At 42.7% G+C, this 18,448-nt stretch carries 17 protein-coding genes and 2 pseudogenes; 11 read left to right on the top strand and 8 right to left on the bottom strand.

What is annotated here, in order from left to right:
• Positions 1-230 (top strand): annotated as a pseudogene (locus BA1DRAFT_RS16235) (ISNCY family transposase); the annotation flags it as partial.
• A gap of 275 nt (positions 231-505) precedes the next feature.
• Here the strand turns inward: BA1DRAFT_RS16235 and pflA are convergent.
• From pflA to ycaO, 4 genes are all read right to left on the bottom strand, one after another.
• Complete coding sequence (gene pflA, locus BA1DRAFT_RS16230) at positions 506-1,246, bottom strand: pyruvate formate lyase 1-activating protein (RefSeq protein WP_036781193.1); 741 nt, start codon at positions 1,244-1,246, stop codon at positions 506-508.
• Between the two features lie 73 nt (positions 1,247-1,319).
• Complete coding sequence (gene pflB, locus BA1DRAFT_RS16225) at positions 1,320-3,602, bottom strand: formate C-acetyltransferase (RefSeq protein WP_036781191.1); 2,283 nt, start codon at positions 3,600-3,602, stop codon at positions 1,320-1,322.
• A gap of 55 nt (positions 3,603-3,657) precedes the next feature.
• Complete coding sequence (gene focA / locus BA1DRAFT_RS16220) at positions 3,658-4,515, bottom strand: formate transporter FocA (protein WP_036781189.1); 858 nt, start codon at positions 4,513-4,515, stop codon at positions 3,658-3,660.
• 319 nt (positions 4,516-4,834) lie between these two features.
• Positions 4,835-6,598: a 30S ribosomal protein S12 methylthiotransferase accessory factor YcaO gene (gene ycaO / locus BA1DRAFT_RS16215; RefSeq protein WP_036781187.1), complete on the bottom strand. Its 1,764-nt coding sequence runs from the start codon at positions 6,596-6,598 to the stop codon at positions 4,835-4,837.
• A 138-nt stretch (positions 6,599-6,736) separates the two neighbouring features.
• On the opposite strand from ycaO, the gene ansB reads away from it, so the two are divergent.
• The 10 genes and pseudogenes from ansB (at position 6,737) to BA1DRAFT_RS22205 (ending at position 15,170) form a co-directional block, all read left to right on the top strand.
• On the top strand, positions 6,737-7,780 hold the full coding sequence (gene ansB / locus BA1DRAFT_RS16210) for an L-asparaginase 2 (protein WP_036781184.1): 1,044 nt from the start codon (positions 6,737-6,739) through the stop codon (positions 7,778-7,780).
• A 169-nt stretch (positions 7,781-7,949) separates the two neighbouring features.
• Positions 7,950-8,225, top strand: coding sequence for a type II toxin-antitoxin system TacA family antitoxin (locus BA1DRAFT_RS16205; RefSeq protein ID WP_036781182.1), 276 nt, complete (start codon positions 7,950-7,952; stop codon positions 8,223-8,225).
• An 8-nt stretch (positions 8,226-8,233) separates the two neighbouring features.
• Positions 8,234-8,725, top strand: a complete 492-nt coding sequence (locus tag BA1DRAFT_RS16200; protein WP_200868796.1) for a GNAT family N-acetyltransferase — start codon at positions 8,234-8,236, stop codon at positions 8,723-8,725.
• A gap of 171 nt (positions 8,726-8,896) precedes the next feature.
• The gene (gene serC, locus BA1DRAFT_RS16195; protein WP_036781176.1) at positions 8,897-9,985 is read left to right on the top strand and encodes a 3-phosphoserine/phosphohydroxythreonine transaminase; all 1,089 of its coding nucleotides are present in this window, start codon (positions 8,897-8,899) and stop codon (positions 9,983-9,985) included.
• A gap of 121 nt (positions 9,986-10,106) precedes the next feature.
• Entirely contained in the window at positions 10,107-11,393 is a 1,287-nt protein-coding gene (gene aroA / locus BA1DRAFT_RS16190) for a 3-phosphoshikimate 1-carboxyvinyltransferase (RefSeq protein WP_036781174.1), read from the top strand.
• A 304-nt stretch (positions 11,394-11,697) separates the two neighbouring features.
• A complete protein-coding gene (gene cmk / locus BA1DRAFT_RS16185; RefSeq protein ID WP_036781172.1) occupies positions 11,698-12,381 on the top strand; it encodes a (d)CMP kinase in 684 nt (227 codons plus the stop codon).
• A gap of 179 nt (positions 12,382-12,560) precedes the next feature.
• Entirely contained in the window at positions 12,561-14,234 is a 1,674-nt protein-coding gene (rpsA, locus tag BA1DRAFT_RS16180; RefSeq protein WP_036781169.1) for a 30S ribosomal protein S1, read from the top strand.
• Between the two features lie 65 nt (positions 14,235-14,299).
• The gene (ihfB, locus tag BA1DRAFT_RS16175; RefSeq protein WP_011145915.1) at positions 14,300-14,584 is read left to right on the top strand and encodes an integration host factor subunit beta; all 285 of its coding nucleotides are present in this window, start codon (positions 14,300-14,302) and stop codon (positions 14,582-14,584) included.
• A 204-nt stretch (positions 14,585-14,788) separates the two neighbouring features.
• Positions 14,789-15,007 (top strand): annotated as a pseudogene (locus BA1DRAFT_RS16170) (PAAR domain-containing protein); the annotation flags it as partial.
• A complete protein-coding gene (locus BA1DRAFT_RS22205) occupies positions 14,985-15,170 on the top strand; it encodes a bacteriocin immunity protein (protein ID WP_082303708.1) in 186 nt (61 codons plus the stop codon). The pseudogene BA1DRAFT_RS16170 and the gene BA1DRAFT_RS22205, both read left to right, overlap by 23 nt.
• Positions 15,171-15,172: 2 nt before the next feature.
• On the opposite strand, the gene BA1DRAFT_RS16165 is transcribed toward BA1DRAFT_RS22205, so the two are convergent.
• From BA1DRAFT_RS16165 to BA1DRAFT_RS16155, 4 genes are all read right to left on the bottom strand, one after another.
• Positions 15,173-16,072, bottom strand: coding sequence for a hypothetical protein (locus tag BA1DRAFT_RS16165; protein WP_036781164.1), 900 nt, complete (start codon positions 16,070-16,072; stop codon positions 15,173-15,175).
• A 63-nt stretch (positions 16,073-16,135) separates the two neighbouring features.
• A complete protein-coding gene (locus BA1DRAFT_RS23570) occupies positions 16,136-16,294 on the bottom strand; it encodes a hypothetical protein (RefSeq protein ID WP_011145917.1) in 159 nt (52 codons plus the stop codon).
• A gap of 503 nt (positions 16,295-16,797) precedes the next feature.
• Positions 16,798-17,433, bottom strand: coding sequence for a LysE family translocator (locus BA1DRAFT_RS16160; RefSeq protein WP_036781161.1), 636 nt, complete (start codon positions 17,431-17,433; stop codon positions 16,798-16,800).
• Between the two features lie 4 nt (positions 17,434-17,437).
• Positions 17,438-18,250, bottom strand: a complete 813-nt coding sequence (locus BA1DRAFT_RS16155; protein ID WP_036781159.1) for a 2OG-Fe(II) oxygenase — start codon at positions 18,248-18,250, stop codon at positions 17,438-17,440.
• Between the last annotated feature and the right edge of the window lie 198 nt (positions 18,251-18,448).

Genomic DNA, 18,448 nt, shown 5'->3' with positions numbered 1-18,448 from the left:
AAGGCCGAATGGAAGGCCGAATGGAAGGTCGAATGGAAGGTCGAACAGAAGGTCGAGCTGAGGGCCGAGTTGAGGGCAGAGCTGAAGGTCGAGTTGAAGGCCGAGTTGAAGGTAGGGAGGAAGGTAAACTGGAAACGGCTTGTGCCTTATTACGGCATGGCGTGAGTTTGGACATTATTGTCACCAGTACCGGGCTGAGCCGGGATAAAATTGAAGCGTTAAAGCATTAAATTAATCTTTTCTTTCACAGCAAAATGCCGATATTCAAGATCGGCATTTTTGTTCTTATTCAGGATGATGGCTATATAAGGGACTTTTACGTTTGTCCAGCGAAGCTGAAACCAGACTCGTTCTGTTTCGTCAAAACCTCAATTTATTGTAAGGTATCAAAATTTACAAATTCTGATACCGGGGAATTTGTCACATAATGCAATGATTAAAAACCATTGATATTCTGAAGGTGTTATTGCGACTTTATTTCAGAGATAAAAGTTAAATAATTTAATTAATAGATGACCTTATGACCATAATTTTCCAGGATGTTTTTCACTCTCTCCATTGTCTCTTTTGCAGGTGGTTTCACACCTTCTAGTTGATATTCCTCGCCCATAGTCGTCCATTTATGTTTACCGAGTTCGTGATAAGGCAGAAGCTCGATTTTTTCAATATTTTGCATATCTTTAGTAAATTCACCTAGCTTATGAGCGGATTCATTATCATCGGACCAACCGGGAACCACAACGTAACGGATCCAAGTTTTCTGGTTACGTTTAGCCAGATAGCGTGCAAACTCTAAAGTGCGATGATTTGAAACACCGACTAATTTCTGATGGATCTCATCATTAAGTTGCTTCAAATCGAGCATCACGAGATCGGTTGCATCCATCAATTCATCAATAACCGGACCATAGCGGCGGACAAATCCATTAGTATCAAGACAAGTATGAATACCTTTGGCATGACAGGCTCGGAACCAATCACGTACAAATTCAGCTTGAAGAACTGCTTCGCCCCCTGATGCAGTAACACCTCCACCGGAAGCGTTCATAAAGTGACGATAGGTTGTCGCTTCTTTTATTAACTCTTCAACAGTCACGTCTTTGCCGCCGTGGGTATTCCATGTGTCGCGGTTATGGCAATAGAGGCAGCGCATCAGGCAGCCCTGAAAGAAAACAATAAACCGGATACCGGGGCCATCAACGGTGCCACAGGATTCGAAAGAGTGGATACGACCAAGTACCGACATAACAGGTTTGCTCCAAAACTGGCAGGATAAACGAATAGAGGCCCCAGAATTCAGGGCCTTTGTTAACAAATTATTACATAGATTGGGTGAAAGTACGGGTAATCACATCCTGTTGTTGCTCTTTAGTCAGTGAGTTGAAACGTACGGCATAACCCGATACCCGGATGGTGAGTTGAGGATATTTTTCAGGATCTTCCATCGCATCGAGCAGCATGTCACGGTTCATCACATTGACGTTCAGATGCTGACCACCTTCAATTTCAGCTTCATGGTGGAAATAACCATCCAGCAAACCTGCCAGGTTAGTTTTACGTGTTTCATCATCTTTGCCCAACGCGTTCGGTACGATAGAGAAGGTGTAAGATATTCCGTCTTTCGCATAGGCGAAGGGCAGTTTAGCCACAGAGGTTAAAGAGGCGACGGCGCCTTTCTGATCGCGACCATGCATTGGATTGGCACCGGGCCCAAATGGTGCGCCGGCACGACGCCCGTCAGGGGTGTTGCCGGTTTTTTTACCATATACTACGTTAGAAGTGATGGTCAGAACGGATTGTGTCGGTACCGCGTTGCGATAAGTATTCAGTTTCTGGATTTTTTTCATGAAACGTTCAACCAGATCACAAGCAATATCATCGACGCGTGAATCGTTGTTGCCAAATTGTGGATATTCACCTTCAATCTTGAAGTCAACGGCTAAACCATTTTCATCGCGGATTGGTGTCACTTTGGCATATTTGATGGCAGACAATGAGTCAGAGGCGACAGACAGACCGGCAATGCCACAGGCCATAGTACGGTAAACATCACGGTCGTGCAGCGCCATCAGTGCGGCTTCATAGCTATATTTATCATGCATATAGTGAATGATGTTTAGTGCGGTAACATACTGTTTTGCCAGCCAGTCCATAAAGTGGTCCATGCGGGCCATTACTTTGTCGTAATCCAGCACTGCATCTTTCATCGGTTCTTCTTTCGGGCCAACCTGCATTTTCAGCTTTTCATCCACACCGCCGTTAATAGCGTACAGCATGGTTTTCGCCAGATTCGCGCGGGCGCCGAAGAATTGCATCTGCTTACCCACAATCATCGGGCTGACACAACAGGCGATAGCGTAATCATCATTGTTGAAGTCGGGGCGCATTAGATCATCGTTCTCATATTGTAAAGATGAGGTATCGATAGACACTTTTGCCGCGAATTTTTTGAAATTTATCGGCAGTTTTTCGGACCACAGGATGGTCATGTTAGGTTCTGGTGATGGGCCCATCGTGTATAGGGTATTCAGAAAACGGAAGCTGTTTTTAGTCACCAGTGTGCGGCCATCCAACCCCATACCCGCCAGCGATTCTGTTGCCCAAATTGGGTCGCCGGAAAACAGTTCGTCATATTCAGGGGTACGCAGGAAACGCACCATACGCAGTTTCATCACCAGATGGTCAATCAACTCCTGTGCTTCAACTTCTGTCAGCTTACCTGCTTTCAGGTCTCGTTCGATGTAGATATCCAGGAAACTAGATACGCGACCGAAGGACATAGCGGCGCCATTTTGAGATTTAACCGCCGCCAGATAAGCGAAATAAGTCCACTGTATCGCTTCTTTAGCATTAGTGGCGGGGCCAGAAATGTCATAGCCGTATTTAGCCGCCATCTCTTTAATCTGGCCCAGAGCGCGGTGCTGTTCAGCGATCTCTTCACGCAATTGAATAGTCATTGCCAGATCTTCACCGTTTTCCAGTTTTTCCTGCAATGAATTGAACTGAGCTAATTTATCATCACGTAAGAAATCGATGCCGTATACCGCAACGCGACGGTAATCGCCAATAATGCGACCGCGGCCATAGGCATCAGGTAGACCGGTCAGAACCCCGGATTTTCGGCATTTCAGAATATCTGGCGTGTAAACATCGAAAACCCCCTGATTATGCGTTTTGCGGTATTCAGTGAAAATCTGTTTCAATTTAGGATCGAGTTCACGACCATAAACTTTGCATGAGCCTTCCACCATTTTGATGCCGCCAAATGGGATCAGCACACGTTTTAATGGGGCTTCCGTTTGCAGGCCAACAATAGTTTCCAGATCTTTTTCGATGTAACCTGCATCGTGGGAGGTAATAGTAGCAGCAACATCAGTATCAAAATCAACCGGTGCGTGAGTGCGGTTTTCGATTTTGATACCTTCCATGACTTTTTCCCATAAGGTATCGGTCGCCTTTGTCGAACCGGCCAGGAAAGATTCATCACCCTCGTATGGAATATAGTTTTTTTGGATGAAGTCACGAACGTTGACTTCATTCTGCCAATCCCCCTGATTAAAACCTTGCCATGCGACAGAGAACTTTTTATTTAATTCAGTCATGATACTTCTACCTTTATAATAATCGAACTTTTGAGAAACTAAATAAGGGAGCGAATTAATGTTTTTGCCCATTACGCAGATAAATTGACCAGTAAGTTAAACCCACCAAAACGGCGCCGCCGATAATATTACCAATAGTGACCGGAATTAAATTGTCAGTAATAAAGTGTGAAATGGTGAGTTGAGAAAATTGTTCCGGTGTCGTCCCCACGTTAATCCAGAATTCAGTTGGTGCGAAATGCTTAATAATAATACCAAGTGGGATTAAAAACATATTCGCAATACTGTGCTCAAAGCCGCTGGCAACAAACATGCTTATTGGCAAGATCATGGCAAATATTTTATCCATTAAACTACGTCCGGCATAACTCATCCAAACCGCGAGACAAACCATTAAATTGGCGAGAATACCTAGAAATAGCGCTTCAATAAAAGAGTGATGCATTTTATGGTTTGCTGTTTGCAAGACATTTAAGCCCCATAATCCGTCGGCAATACGATATTGACCGGCAAACCAGATAATGGCGACGAAAAATAACGCGCCAATCAAATTACCGAGATAAACGTCAATCCAGTTTTTAATCATTTGATGCCAGGTTATACGCCCGGTCGCTTTGGCAATAATCGTTAGCACAGTGGAAGTAAATAAATCTGCGCCACACACGACAACTAACATTAATCCAAGGGAGAAGCAGATACCGCCAACTAATTTAGCTAATCCATAAGGGACAGATGCGGTTCCTGTAGTCGCGGTAATATAAAAGACAAATGCAATGGAAATAAAAACCCCGGCAGTTATTGCTGACAGATAAGTAATGGCGACAGGTTTAGTGGTTTTATAAACACCAATGTCATTGGCGATTTGTGTCATTACCGCAGGTGGTAATAGGTTAAAGGGGTTGTCAGCTTTCATACCAACATTCTCTTTATCATTAATAAGTTACGGTACGTAACGATAGTAACAAAGGCTTGAAGAAGGAAAATTGATATAGATCATAATCCCCTGACAGTAGATTCTGTTTTGGGGAATGAAAATGGTTGAAATTCCAATTAATTGATTGATTTTAATGAAATAAAAAAATTTTAAAAATTATGATATTTTTTTATTTAACCTATTGGTAGGGCATTTGATAAGTAAAATTACAGGCTAAATTGTTGTTTATTTGTTGTTGAAAATAAATTTAATTTAACCTGAATTTTACTTTTAATTATGAATTGTCTTTTCTACAGTTTTATTTTGCGTTCCAGAAATCGCGTTTTGCTTTTTGCAGTTTCTCATAAGCGGCTAATAAAGCCTGATGAGCGGGCAGTGATTTTAAATCTGAATCAACTGACCACAGGCCATAAAAACAGTGTTCACCAGAAATAGCTGCTGATGCTGCTTCGACAGCATCTTGCCCGTACATTTTTACGAATGCTTGATAATATTGTGTCGGCTCTTTATCCTCTTCCAGAGCAAGTAAAAGCAGTGTTTGCAAACAGCGATAATAATTAGCGCGTTCGGAGGTAAAGACTGAGGCGTTAAAATCTTGGGTCCACTCTACCCAAATTAAAGCCTGTTCCAAATCACCGCCAGCCAGTGCCAACATGGATTTCAATTCACCGACACGTAAATTGCTCCAGCCATTATCTTTACCCACCGCAATACCAAGCAATTCACGGACACGGGTAAAATCATCCAAACCTTCTTCATCTAATTGATCAATTAGTGCCAGATATTCTTCGGCTTGCCATTGGTTATCCGGTAATGCTAATAAAGTTTCCCGTAGATGGATTCCCATCGTATTATTAGCAAGATGTAAATCTTCTACAGGATAAATATCAGACATCCCAGGAACCAGAATACGGCAGGCATAAACACCGAGGTGCTCATAGTCAGCAATATAAACTTCGGCACCTAATTGTTTGAAGATTGCCATCAAAGTGGCGAACTCTTCTTCGGTCGTGCCGCTGAAATTCCAGTCAGTGAACATATAATCAGCATCTTGTTTAAACAGATCCCAACTGATTAAACCGCTTGAATCAATAAAGTGAGTCTCCAGATTGGTATGTTCTGCCACTTCTTCATTATCGAAAGTGGGTGCATTGAACACATCTAGATCTTTTAAACTGCGGCCCTGTAATAATTCAGTAACAGTACGTTCCAGTGCCACACCAAATTCAGGATGTGCGCCAAAAGAGGCGAAACAAGTTCCGTTATTAGGATTAAACAGTACCACACAAATAACCGGGAACTGCCCACCGAGGGAGGCGTCATAACAATAGAGTGGGAAACCTTCATCCTGTAATTTGTTGACGGCGGCAACAACGCCAGGATAACGATTCATCACTTCCTGGGGAATTTCCGGCAGGCTGATGCCTTCGGCGATAATACGATTCTTCACATAACGTTCAAAAACTTCGGATAGCCCCTGAACTCTGGCTTCATTCATCGTGTTGCCGGCGGACATACCATTGGAAACATAAAGATTGCCAATAATATTCATAGGAATATAGACGGTATGATGATCAGATTGACGAGTAAACGGCAGGGAGCAGATACCACGCTCTTCATTACCTGATTGCAAATCGACTAACTGACTGGCGCATAAGTCATTCTCAGGATCATAAAATTTACGTAACCGGTCATCCAGAATGCCTTCGGGTAGAGAATCATCGTCCGGTAAAGCAAACCATTTTTCATTGGGATAATGGACGAAATCACCGTTAGCGATAGCTTCTCCTAAATAGAAGTCAGCAAAAAAATAGTTAGTTGACAGGCGTTCAAAATACTCCCCTAAAGCAGAGGCTAAAGCGGCTTTCTTGCTGGCGCCTTTGCCATTGGTAAAACAGAGAGGACAATCGCGGTCACGGATATGAACTGACCAGACATTGGGAACCGGATTCAGCCATGAAGCTTCTTCGATATTAAAACCAAGGTGTTGCAGTTTTTGCTGAAAACCGTTGATTGAGTCTTCCAGAGCGGCGTCTTTGCCGGGAATAAAGGTTTGCGTCATGGTATTCACTTATGAGTGCTCGTTATGGGGCGCTCATCATACGAGTTTTTTTTCAGTAGCTAAAGTCTGGTATCTATCACAGATTTATTGTTATCATCATCCATAATCTAATAGGATATTTTTTATTAAGGAAGAAGCATGAAAAAGATGAAACACACAGCTTTAGCCAGTTTATTGGCATTAATTAGTGGTTCTGCTTTTGCTTTACCAAATATTACACTTTTGGCGACGGGAGGGACGATTGCCGGAGGTGGGAAATCTGCAATCCAATCCAGCTATGTTGCTGGAAGAGTTGCTATTGATGAATTAGTTAATGCTGTTCCTGAGATCAAAAATATCGCCAACCTAAAAGGCGAGCAGGTGGTTAGTATTGGTTCGCAGGATATGAATGATCAGGTGTGGTTGACGCTAGCGAAAAGAATCAACGCTGATTGTGACAAGACCGATGGTTTTGTTATCACCCACGGTACTGACACGATGGAAGAAACTGCTTATTTCCTCGATCTCACTACCCACTGCCAGAAACCGATTGTCATGGTTGGTGCGATGCGCCCATCTACGGCGCTTGGTGCCGATGGCCCGTTAAATCTGTATAACGCTGTGGTGGTTGCCAGTGATCAAGCATCAGCCAAACGTGGTGTGTTGATGGCAATGAATGATGCGGTTATCAGTGGGCGTACCCTGGTGAAAATGAGCACCACCGGAGTTCAGGCATTCCAGCCAATTAATGCGGGTGCTGAGGGCTTTGTTCATAATGGCAAAGTCAATTATTACGCTGACGCGAAGCCGAGAGCCAATCAGGCTATTTTTGATGTCAGTAAACTCGATAAATTGCCGAAAGTAGGTATTGTTTATAACTATGCCAATGCGTCTGACCTGCCGGCGAAAGCTTTGTTGAAAGATGGTTATCAAGGTATTGTCAGCGCCGGTGTGGGCAACGGTAATATGTACAAGGCGATTTTCGATACCTTGGCCCAAGCGGCTAAAGATGGGGTTGTGGTTGTCAGATCAAGCCGTGTACCGGTGGGGTATGTTACTCAGGATGCGGAAGTGGATGATAGTAAGTACGGCTTTGTCGCTTCTGAACGTCTGAATCCGCAAAAGGCCAAAGTACTTTTACAATTGGCGCTGACTGAAACGCATGATCCGGTGAAAATTCACGAGATGTTTGTGAAATATTGATTCGTGATTCAGAGATAACAAATAGGGCGCGTGGGTGACGGAGTTCCGCGCTCTATAGCGAGGGAATGTGCTGATTAAAACTAGCAGTTGAAAGTAGTATTCTGCTCAAAAAGTAGCTAAGATATTATTTGTACGGAAATTTGCCGGATAATTTTAGTCGAGGTCAATTATGGCTACTTCCACCGCGCGTTTTGAGGCGCGTATGAATCCTGAGCTACATGCCCTGATTAAACGGGCTGCTGAAATTCAAGGACGTACTATGACTGATTTTGTTGTGTCTGCTGCACAGGATGCGGCGCAACGCGCAATTGAGCAGTCAGAAGTATTCCGTTTGTCTCTGGCCGATCAGCAATGTTTTGCGCAGGCATTGCTGAATCCACCGGAACCTACTCCAGCGCTTGAACGTGCATTCGCACGGCGCCGCTCTTTGTTACGATCAGAATGAGTTCCACGATGTTTGATGTTATGCAACTCAACGAAGAACACGATCGTGATTCGTTCTACAGTGGTTCAGAATTTCTAGATGGTTACTTTCAGAGACAGGTTGGTCAGGATGTTAGGCGCCGCGTAGCAGTTTGTTTTGTTGCGCTTCATGATCACCGGGTAGCGGGATATTATACTCTGGCTGCTGCCGGTATCCAGTTGACCAACCTCCCTACGGCTACTATTAAGAAATTGCCTCGATACCCAACAGTACCGGCAGTACGGATGGGGAGGTTGGCCGTTGATCAGACATTTAGAAGTCAGGGACTCGGTGGAGCATTGCTAGCTGATGCTATTGAGAGGACCATTCGTGCCGAAATTGCGTCTTATGCGCTGCTTGTTGATGCAAAAGATGATAATGCAGTGCGATTTTACCGACATCATGGATTTATTGCTTTACCCGATTCGCCATTCACATTATTCCTTCCTCTCATAGCTGTAGATAAAAAAGGTAAAAAATAAGTGGTTCACTTGTAATAGCGCTGAATGAACAAGTTTATTGGCTATTTTTGCGATAGTTTTGTTCAACGTTTGAATAACCATTGCAGCAATGAAATGGGAATGGTACAACCGATATATCAGATTATTTATTGCTATCAATCATTGTTATTTCGTCAGAATAAGGTGAGGTAAATGAATCAGGTATATAATTTCAGTTCAGGTCCCGCTATGTTACCGATTGAAGTATTGCGTAGAGCTGAACAGGAGCTATGCAACTGGAATGGTATTGGGACTTCAATTATGGAGATCAGTCACCGCGGTAAGGAGTTTATCGCGGTAGCAAAGGAGGCTGAAAATGATTTGCGAGATCTATTATCAGTGCCTGAAAACTATAAAGTATTGTTCTGTCATGGCGGCGCCCGCGGTCAATTTGCCGCTATTCCGATGAACTTGCTGGGTGATAATGTTAAAGCCGATTATATTGATGGCGGTTATTGGGCTGCATGTGCAGTTAAAGAAGCCCAAAAATATTGTGCGCCGAATGTGATTAATATCAAAACCGAAATTAATGGCTTGAAAAGCGTTAAACCAATGCGTGAATGGTCATTGAGCGATGATGCGGCTTATGTTCATTATTGCCCGAATGAAACTATTGATGGTATCGCCATTCATGAACAACCAGATTTTGATGATAATAAAGTGATTATTGCCGACTACTCTTCTTCTATTCTTTCCGGGCCGTTGGATGTTAGCCGTTACGGTATGATTTATGCGGGAGCGCAGAAGAATATTGGTCCTGCGGGTCTCACATTGGTTATTGTGCGTGAAGATTTATTAGGCAAAGCCCGCAAAGAAACCCCGTCTATTTTTGACTATGCTGTTCTGGCGGAGAATGACTCCATGTTCAACACACCGCCGACGTTTGCCTGGTATCTCTCGGGCTTGGTCTTCAAATGGCTAAAAGAGCAAGGCGGTGTACAAGAGATGGCGAAACGTAATCAGGCTAAGGCTGAACTGCTTTATAGCGCGATTGATAACAGTGATTTTTATCGCAACCAGGTTGCTCCTGAAAATCGTTCCCTGATGAATGTGCCGTTCCAGATGGCTGATGCTTCACTGGATAGCCAATTTCTGGCAGAGGCTGATGCACAAGGGTTGCAGGCACTGAAAGGACATCGGATTGCCGGCGGTATGCGTGCTTCTATTTATAATGCGATGCCGATAGAAGGGGTTCAGGCTTTAGTTGATTTTATGGCTGATTTTGAGCGTCGTAACGGCTAATTTGCCAACCATTACCGGGAACAACGGTTCCCGGTCTATTCAAGGTAAAAAAATATTTCCTCGAACGTAAAAATGACTCATTTATAATTAATGTAATCGAGAATCGGAGAGCCTGTTATTTATGCAATCCCTGATGCTACAACCTATTTCCTCCATTAGTGGAACTATTAACCTGCCAGGGTCAAAAAGTGTTTCTAACCGTGCGCTATTACTGGCGGCTTTTGCCAAAGGTACTACCTGCTTAACTAACTTGTTGGACAGTGATGATATTCGCCATATGCTCAATGCTTTGGCTGCATTGGGTGTCAGTTATCATTTATCTGATGATCGTACCCGTTGTGAAGTTGACGGTATTGGTGGGTTAATTACCCATAAAGGGCCGGTAGAACTGTTTCTGGGTAACGCCGGCACGGCGATGCGTCCCCTAACCGCCGCGTTGTGCTTGGGCAAAAATGACGTTGTTCTTACTGGTGAACCCCGAATGAAAGAGCGTCCGATTGGTCACCTGGTGGATGCTTTGCGTCAAGGGGGGGCGGAAATTGATTATCTGGAGCAGGAAAATTATCCACCGCTACACATCAAAAGCGGCTTTATCGGCGGCAAAGTAATGGTAGATGGCCGTGTTTCCAGCCAATTTTTGACCGCATTGCTGATGGCTGCGCCATTGGCAGAAAATGATTCTGAGATTCATATTCAAGGGGAATTAGTTTCCAAACCTTATATTGATATCACTCTGGCATTAATGAAAAGTTTTGGTATTAGCGTAAATCACGACCAATATCAGATTTTCCATATTAAAGGCCAACAGCAATACGTTTCTCCTGGTCACTATTTGGTTGAAGGTGATGCTTCTTCTGCTTCCTATTTTCTGGCGGCCGCAGCAATTAAAGGCGGCACTGTACGGGTGACCGGAATTGGTAAACATAGCCTGCAAGGGGATACCAAATTTGCCAATGTACTGGAAAAAATGGGGGCGAAAATTCGTTGGGGTAATGACTTTGTTGAATGTGAACGTGGCACCCTTACTGGCATTGATATGGATATGAATGAGATCCCTGATGCTGCTATGACCATTGCAACCACGGCGTTGTTTGCGGCAGGGGAGACCGTCATTCGCAATATATACAACTGGCGGGTAAAAGAGACGGATCGGCTCCATGCGATGGCAACTGAATTACGTAAAGTCGGCGCAGAGGTGGAAGAGGGGGTTGATTACATTCGCATCACACCGCCACCAAGATTATTACCTGCTGAAATTGGCACCTATAATGATCACAGAATGGCGATGTGTTTCTCGTTGGTGGCGCTGTCCGATACACCAGTTACCATTCTCGATCCAGGTTGTACAGCAAAGACTTTTCCCAACTATTTCGATCAATTGGAGAGATTAAGCCAGCGAAAGTCATAATTATCGATTATTATGATTCAATAAAGCGTATTTCTTTGAGCAAAATCTATCTATACCCTATGGATTTCAAGATGGATCGCGACGGCAAGGGAGCGAATCCCCAGGAGCATAGCTAACTATGTGACTGGGGTGAGCGAGTGCAGCCAACAAAGAGGCAACTTGAAAGATAACGGGTATACATGGCATGCGCTTATTTCGTTCACTCTGTGAGTGCATATAATAAACGGCAGATATTGATTATTTTATTGAGTAAATATTCAGCATCTGATGAAGTGTTAACTTGCCATGCTAAAGGAGAACAATAATGGTGGCGATAGCCCCAGTAATAACTGTTGATGGGCCAAGCGGCGCAGGTAAAGGAACGTTATGCCAGGCATTGGCAGAGGTTTTAGGCTGGCAACTGCTTGATTCAGGCGCTATTTATCGAGTGTTGGCACTGGCCGCGATTCATCATCAGGTGGATATCCAGTCTGAAGATGCGTTAGTTCCTCTGGCTGCTAATCTTGATGTACGTTTTGTCCCTGGCAAAGGGAAGCTCAGTGTAATGCTTGAGGGCGAGGATGTCAGTAATGAGATCCGCACCGAAACGGTCGGTAATACTGCCTCGCAGGCGGCTGCTTTCCCACGAGTTCGTGAAGCCTTGTTACGGCGTCAGCGTGCTTTTCGGGTTGCACCGGGCTTGATTGCCGATGGCCGTGATATGGGAACCGTAGTGTTTTCTGATGCCCCGGTGAAAATATTCCTTGATGCCAGCGCAGAAGAACGCGCGCGCAGACGTATGCTACAGTTGCAGGAAAAAGGCTTTAGTGTTAACTTTGAATGTCTTTTGTCCGAGATACAGGAGCGTGATTACCGCGATCGTAACCGGACAGTTGCGCCATTAGCGCCGGCTGAAGATGCATTAATATTGGATTCAACCAGTATGTCTATCGAGGAAGTTATCGACCAGGCGCTAAATTATGCGAAAAAAATTCTTTCAATTACCTGAACGATTTTAAGTTTTTAGCTTATAATTGGTGACGATGTACTAAAAATTGAGTACGCGGGTAGAGAATTTTTCCGCAAACTAAACAACCCTGTTACAGGAATCGTAGCGGGGCATGTAAAACAACCCCATTCGGCGGGAAGCTAAATGGACGTTAAATTAAAATCTTGAAGATCATTAACATGACAGAATCTTTTGCTCAACTCTTTGAAGAATCCCTGCAATCTATTGAAACTCGTCCAGGTGCTATCGTTCGCGGCATCGTTGTTGCTATTGATAAAGACGTTGTATTAGTTGATGCAGGTCTGAAATCAGAATCCGCTATTCCTGTAGAACAGTTTAAAAATGTTCAGGGTGAGCTGGAAATCCAGGTTGGTGATGAAATTGATGTTGCTCTAGACGCTGTTGAAGATGGTTTCGGTGAAACTGTTCTGTCTCGTGAGAAAGCAAAACGCCATGAAGCGTGGCTGATGCTGGAAAAAGCTTACGAAGATGCAGAAACTGTTACCGGCATCATCAACGGCAAAGTGAAAGGCGGCTTTACTGTTGAACTGAACGGTATCCGTGCATTCCTGCCTGGTTCTCTGGTTGATGTTCGTCCAGTTCGTGATACAACTCACCTGGAAGGTAAAGAGCTTGAGTTTAAAGTCATCAAACTGGATCAGAAACGCAACAATGTCGTGGTTTCTCGTCGTGCTGTTATCGAATCTGAAAACAGCGCAGAACGTGATCAACTGCTGGAAAACCTGCAAGAAGGTATGGAAGTTAAAGGTATCGTTAAGAACCTGACTGACTACGGCGCATTTGTTGATTTGGGCGGTGTTGATGGCTTGCTGCACATTACTGATATGGCTTGGAAACGTGTTAAACATCCAAGTGAAATCGTCAATGTGGGCGATGAAATCGCAGTTAAAGTACTGAAATTTGACCGCGAGCGTACCCGTGTATCTCTGGGCCTGAAACAACTGGGCGAAGATCCTTGGGTGGCAATCGCTAAGCGTTATCCAGAAGGCACTAAACTGACTGGTCGCGTAACTAATCTGACTGATTACGGCTGCTTCGTAGAAATCGAAGAAGGCGTTGAAGGTCTGGTACACGTTTCAGAAATGGACTGGACCAACAAAAACATCCACCCATCCAAAGTGGTTAACGTTGGTGACGTTGTGGAAGTTATGGTTCTGGATATCGACGAAGAACGTCGTCGTATCTCCTTGGGTCTGAAACAGTGTAAAGCTAACCCTTGGCAGCTATTTGCTGAAACTCACAACAAAAATGACCGTGTTGAAGGTAAGATCAAGTCTATTACTGACTTCGGTATCTTCATTGGTCTGGATGGCGGCATTGATGGTCTGGTTCACCTGTCTGACATCTCTTGGAACGTTGCTGGAGAAGAAGCAGTTCGTGAATACAAAAAAGGCGATGAAATCGCAGCTGTTGTTCTGCAAGTAGATGCAGAGCGTGAGCGTATCTCTCTGGGCATTAAACAACTGGCGGAAGATCCATTCAATAACTACCTGTCTGTGAACAAGAAAGGTGCTATTGTTAATGGTAAAGTTACCGCAGTTGATGCTAAAGGTGCGACAGTAGAACTGGCTGACGGCGTTGAAGGTTACCTGCGTGCATCAGAAGCTTCACGTGACCGTGTTGAAGATGCAACACTGGTTCTGAACGTGGGTGATGCAGTTGAAGCTAAATATACTGGTGTTGATCGCAAAAACCGCGTTATCAACCTGTCTGTTCGCGCCAAAGACGAAGCTGACGAAAAAGACGCTATCGCTTCTGTGAACAAACAAGAAGACGCAAACTTTGCAAACAATGCAATGGCTGAAGCTTTCAAAGCAGCGAAAGGCGAATAATTCAAGTGAATAACGGTGGATAACACGAAAGTGTTATCCAAGTGCGGTAGTTTAGGGAGGTACTCATGACCAAGTCTGAATTAATTGAAAGACTTGCTGGCCAGCAATCTCATATTTCGGCCAAAACCGTTGAAGATGCAGTGAAAGAAATACTCGACCATATGGCAATAACATTGGCAGATGGTGAACGTATAGAGGTGCGCGGATTCGGCAGTTTTTCTCTTCACTACCGTGCTCCGCGCGTAGGTCGTAACCCTAAAACCGGTGATAAAGTGGAGCTGGAAGGTAAATACGTTCCCCATTTTAAACCTGGCAAAGAGTTGCGTGATCGCGTGAATATCTACGATTAAGTTTGAAGATAACAAGTTATTGCTTATTCTAAACAGTGTTTCGATGCTGTTTTAGATTCATAACAAAGTGCTGGCCTTTTGGTTAGCACTTTTTTGATCTAATCAAGGCTCATATAAAAAGAGCTAAATTTTTATACTGATAAAACCTTCCCCATAATCCTGTCAATCTGACGTTGTGTCTCCTATGTCCCCAGAAATCAATAGATGGCAATAGGATATTTCCTGTTGGTTGGTGATAAAACAACTTGTGGCGGCCAGATTATTACTGGTGACCACACTATGACATTTGATGGACGAGCAACAACTTGTGAAGGAGATAAGGTTACCTGTGGTAAACATCCCGGTACTTACATCATTGCCGGTGGTGTAACAGATATGTTTGACATGGGGCGTAAGTTAGCTGGCACATTGGATAGAATATCAGAATACCGCCTCTGGTGGTGATTTAATATTTTATCCTGAGGAAGGCATTGAAGATAACCTAGAAGGTGTTCTTAAAGTTATAAAAGAATGGCGAGCCAGAAGAGATAAACCGGGCTTTAAAAATAGCGGTCTGAAACGCCCAATAGGGCGTTCGTTCTTATAAAGTTATTGGTCTAACTGTAATTGAGCTCTTAGTCTAATATATTGATTCTTATGATGATCAGCCATTCGCCTTAACTCTTCATCAAGAAACATATCCGGCAACTCGTAATCATCCCTGTGTTCAGAGAGATTAACTTGAAGTGATTCAAGAACTTTATGGAGTTCAATCCCATATTTTACAAGACAATGACGCCGTGATCGTTCTTGTAGCAGATAACCAAAGTCTTCAACATATTTTCTGGCTGTTCGAAAATCTTCATGCTCAAGTTTTTCTAACAGAAAGTAATAAGTAGGGATCATCAGGCTTCTGATGCGCTCTTTCTCGACCTCAATATCGTCTTTGACTTTATTCACAATGTTGGCGAGGCGAGATCGAATACAAGCGATAGGATTCAAAATACGAACGAGCTCATGAGAGCCTGGCGCTGCATTAATCATAAAACGTTCTGTATTCAAGTATAGTTTGTCGCCAGATAAATCGTCGTGTTCAAAACCTGCTGGCCGGTCAATGATATCAACAAGGTTACATTCATCATTGTTATCAGGGTTAGAGAACAACCGGCCTTCATGCTCTTTAATTGTCTTTGTGTCCTTATCGGTCAGAAGGCATATTGCAATAGATGGGAAATCAAGTGGATTGTTATAATGAGGTTCAACGTTGAATGCTTTGGCGATGTTTTCAACATTGTTCCGTTTTGTTACATAATCAACATCAACAGAAGTTATGAAAACTTCATTAGGTAAATTATCTTTCGAGTATTTATGAAGGTATGTATTCACCCAGTAGCGCACAGCTTGACCACCAACAGTGATTGCTGGCCCTGCTAAGCTATCAGCGTTTTGGATTAGCTCTTGATTGAGTAAATAAATTTGTTCAGAAGGCGGTATGTGTTCAACAGTCATAAAAAAAGAACCAAATATTATAAACACTGGCTCATTATATCATGTGCGGTATAGGGGGAAGAATCAGAAGCTTGGAGCCATACCAGCAACGAAACTACCTGATGGCACACTTAAAGCAGGTCTTTGTATAACAGGCTGTGGAGCTGCATGACTACTCTTCTGCTCTTTTACACGTTGAGCGTAGGCAACATGCTGTGCTTTTTTAATATCAGGTGCATTCATCTTGAAGTACTTCCTACAAGGAAATTAATTTTAAAAACTCTTGCATAAAATATATACCAAAGTCACAGCAACTTCAACTAGGTTTGTTTGATCATGTTTTTTAATAACGTAAATGTCTTATCAGATAACACGACGAAACGGGGGCAGAGAATTGAGAATATCTTTGCTGTAGCTTTGAATTTAATTCGCGTGTCGATAATCGTTACTGCTCCGGTAACCTCTGTTTAGTACGGATAAGATGTCCCACAGCTTGATATACCCGAGTTGACTCTTTGTTGGCTGCACTCTCTCACCCCGGTCACATAGTTATCTATGCTCCCGGGGATTCCTCCCCTGCCGTCGCGAGCCATCTTGAAATCCATAGGGTATATAGTCTTTCTCGTTTAATTAACAATAAGTAATGAAACCAGAGCAGTTATTTTAATTATGCCTAAGGATGGATATCCACGAAATTTCGTTTGATTAACAACGTTGTTCGCCCCTCAGGCATAGCATTTCCTGACTTAAAGAAATTTCAGATTAAATAATGTTATTGAATATGAGAAGAAATAGATTCCAAGCATAATAAGAACGACACCGCTGGTGTAATTAATAAACTTGATAACACGGTGACTGAGCATTTTCCTGGAGAAGAATATAACAGTATTAATAAAGGCAACCCAAACAATAACGCCAATAATTGTCCCTGTTGCACCAATAGCTAAACTATATTTACCCGATGCAATATTATTAAGTTGTGCACTGACAGACAGCCAGAAAATGACATTGTATGGATTTAATAGTGTTAACAATACACCATCAAAAAATTGCCTATGATAGGATTTGGCGATGATATTGATATTTTCCTCATTTTTCTTATTTATGAAGCTGGTAATACCAAACCAAATGACCATTAATGCTCCTAAAAAACCAAAAATAGGCATAAAAATAGTATTGGAAAACAGTTGTAATATACCAAAACCTAAAAGTAATAAATAAATTATATCGGCAAAACAGGCGCCTAAACCAAAAACTACTGCGTGAAGACAACTGATATTCAAGTGTCTACGCATAATTTCTATATTTATAGGGCCAACGGGAGCCGCAGCTCCCAATCCTAAAAGAAAAAATGTTCCTAATGTACTGATTACATCAACCATATAATTAATTCCATAACATGAGATGTTTATTTAGTGATAATCCAACGAAGCTTTGTAATGATATTCTGCACCCCTCGGGAAAACTACGAATAGCATGGGGTTTCCTGGTGTTTATTATGATCAAATCTCCTTGTTCTGGTTTAATAAGGACGGATGGCGGAAGCGTGCCTCGCCAATCATTTTCTGCATTATCTTCGATTAACTCAGTAATAGGGATTTCAGGAACATCCCACAACTCTAACTCTCCTCCAGTTGCAGGCATGCTTATATAGATATTCACTGAGAATTGCCCCAACAAATTGACCGATTGTTGTTGAAGGCCATCAAAATGAGGTTGCTTTTCAACCATGAAAGAGCGTTCTGGCCTGTTCATCACTCTGGCAATACCCGCGTGCATCTTTTTACCTTCAAAGTTGGCAATACTGGCTCCGGCGGACCATATTTCATCCAGTTCTAAACGAAATTTATCGAAAGGGGCTAATACTGGAGCACAGAAATTTCTGACGTTTCTGATGGCAGGTAGTGCATTTTCAAAGTATTTTTTATAGCTATCGCTATCTTTGGATTTGCCAAAAGTTGTATTGTAAGATGGACCGATTCTATCAACACCATAATCAACTAAAACAACTTCATCTCCTTTTTTCAAATCATGAGGATGACATTCTAGATTTTCGTGGGAGAGGAAAAAATCAGAGAGCTTGTCTGCAAGAGGGTTATCAACATATTTCTTTATATGGATTGCTAACACTTCATCATTAAATAGTTTAGTAAGATGATGTTCTTGCAGAGAGTCAGATACAATTATTTTGTTTTTCATAAAAACCACCTTATTGTATTTAACATGATTTTTTGATTATTTTCCATATAAAAATAGAATGGAAACATTAATTTAATGTTATTTAAACTTAATCAATGCGATCGTAATCACAAAACAAAAAGTGGACAGTCATTTAAGTAGTTTCACTAATTTAGTGATCAATAACTAAGGTAATGTCTGATAATAATAATTTCTATT

The organism is Photorhabdus aegyptia (assembly GCF_000612035.1).
Classification (GTDB): Bacteria; Pseudomonadota; Gammaproteobacteria; order Enterobacterales; family Enterobacteriaceae; genus Photorhabdus; species Photorhabdus akhurstii.
This window is presented reverse-complemented; position numbering and strand designations above follow the sequence as displayed.

Bases quoted from the DNA above. Each gene is read 5' to 3' on its own strand.
- pflA (WP_036781193.1), bottom strand. From the start codon at position 1,246: ATGTCGGTACTTGGTCGTATCCACTCTTTCGAATCCTGTGGCACCGTT.
- pflB (WP_036781191.1), bottom strand. From the start codon at position 3,602: ATGACTGAATTAAATAAAAAGTTCTCTGTCGCATGGCAAGGTTTTAAT.
- focA (WP_036781189.1), bottom strand. From the start codon at position 4,515: ATGAAAGCTGACAACCCCTTTAACCTATTACCACCTGCGGTAATGACA.
- ycaO (WP_036781187.1), bottom strand. From the start codon at position 6,598: ATGACGCAAACCTTTATTCCCGGCAAAGACGCCGCTCTGGAAGACTCA.
- ansB (WP_036781184.1), top strand. From the start codon at position 6,737: ATGAAAAAGATGAAACACACAGCTTTAGCCAGTTTATTGGCATTAATT.
- BA1DRAFT_RS16205 (WP_036781182.1), top strand. From the start codon at position 7,950: ATGGCTACTTCCACCGCGCGTTTTGAGGCGCGTATGAATCCTGAGCTA.
- BA1DRAFT_RS16200 (WP_200868796.1), top strand. From the start codon at position 8,234: ATGTTTGATGTTATGCAACTCAACGAAGAACACGATCGTGATTCGTTC.
- serC (WP_036781176.1), top strand. From the start codon at position 8,897: ATGAATCAGGTATATAATTTCAGTTCAGGTCCCGCTATGTTACCGATT.
- aroA (WP_036781174.1), top strand. From the start codon at position 10,107: ATGCAATCCCTGATGCTACAACCTATTTCCTCCATTAGTGGAACTATT.
- cmk (WP_036781172.1), top strand. From the start codon at position 11,698: ATGGTGGCGATAGCCCCAGTAATAACTGTTGATGGGCCAAGCGGCGCA.
- rpsA (WP_036781169.1), top strand. From the start codon at position 12,561: ATGACAGAATCTTTTGCTCAACTCTTTGAAGAATCCCTGCAATCTATT.
- ihfB (WP_011145915.1), top strand. From the start codon at position 14,300: ATGACCAAGTCTGAATTAATTGAAAGACTTGCTGGCCAGCAATCTCAT.
- BA1DRAFT_RS16165 (WP_036781164.1), bottom strand. From the start codon at position 16,072: ATGACTGTTGAACACATACCGCCTTCTGAACAAATTTATTTACTCAAT.
- BA1DRAFT_RS23570 (WP_011145917.1), bottom strand. From the start codon at position 16,294: ATGAATGCACCTGATATTAAAAAAGCACAGCATGTTGCCTACGCTCAA.
- BA1DRAFT_RS16160 (WP_036781161.1), bottom strand. From the start codon at position 17,433: ATGGTTGATGTAATCAGTACATTAGGAACATTTTTTCTTTTAGGATTG.
- BA1DRAFT_RS16155 (WP_036781159.1), bottom strand. From the start codon at position 18,250: ATGAAAAACAAAATAATTGTATCTGACTCTCTGCAAGAACATCATCTT.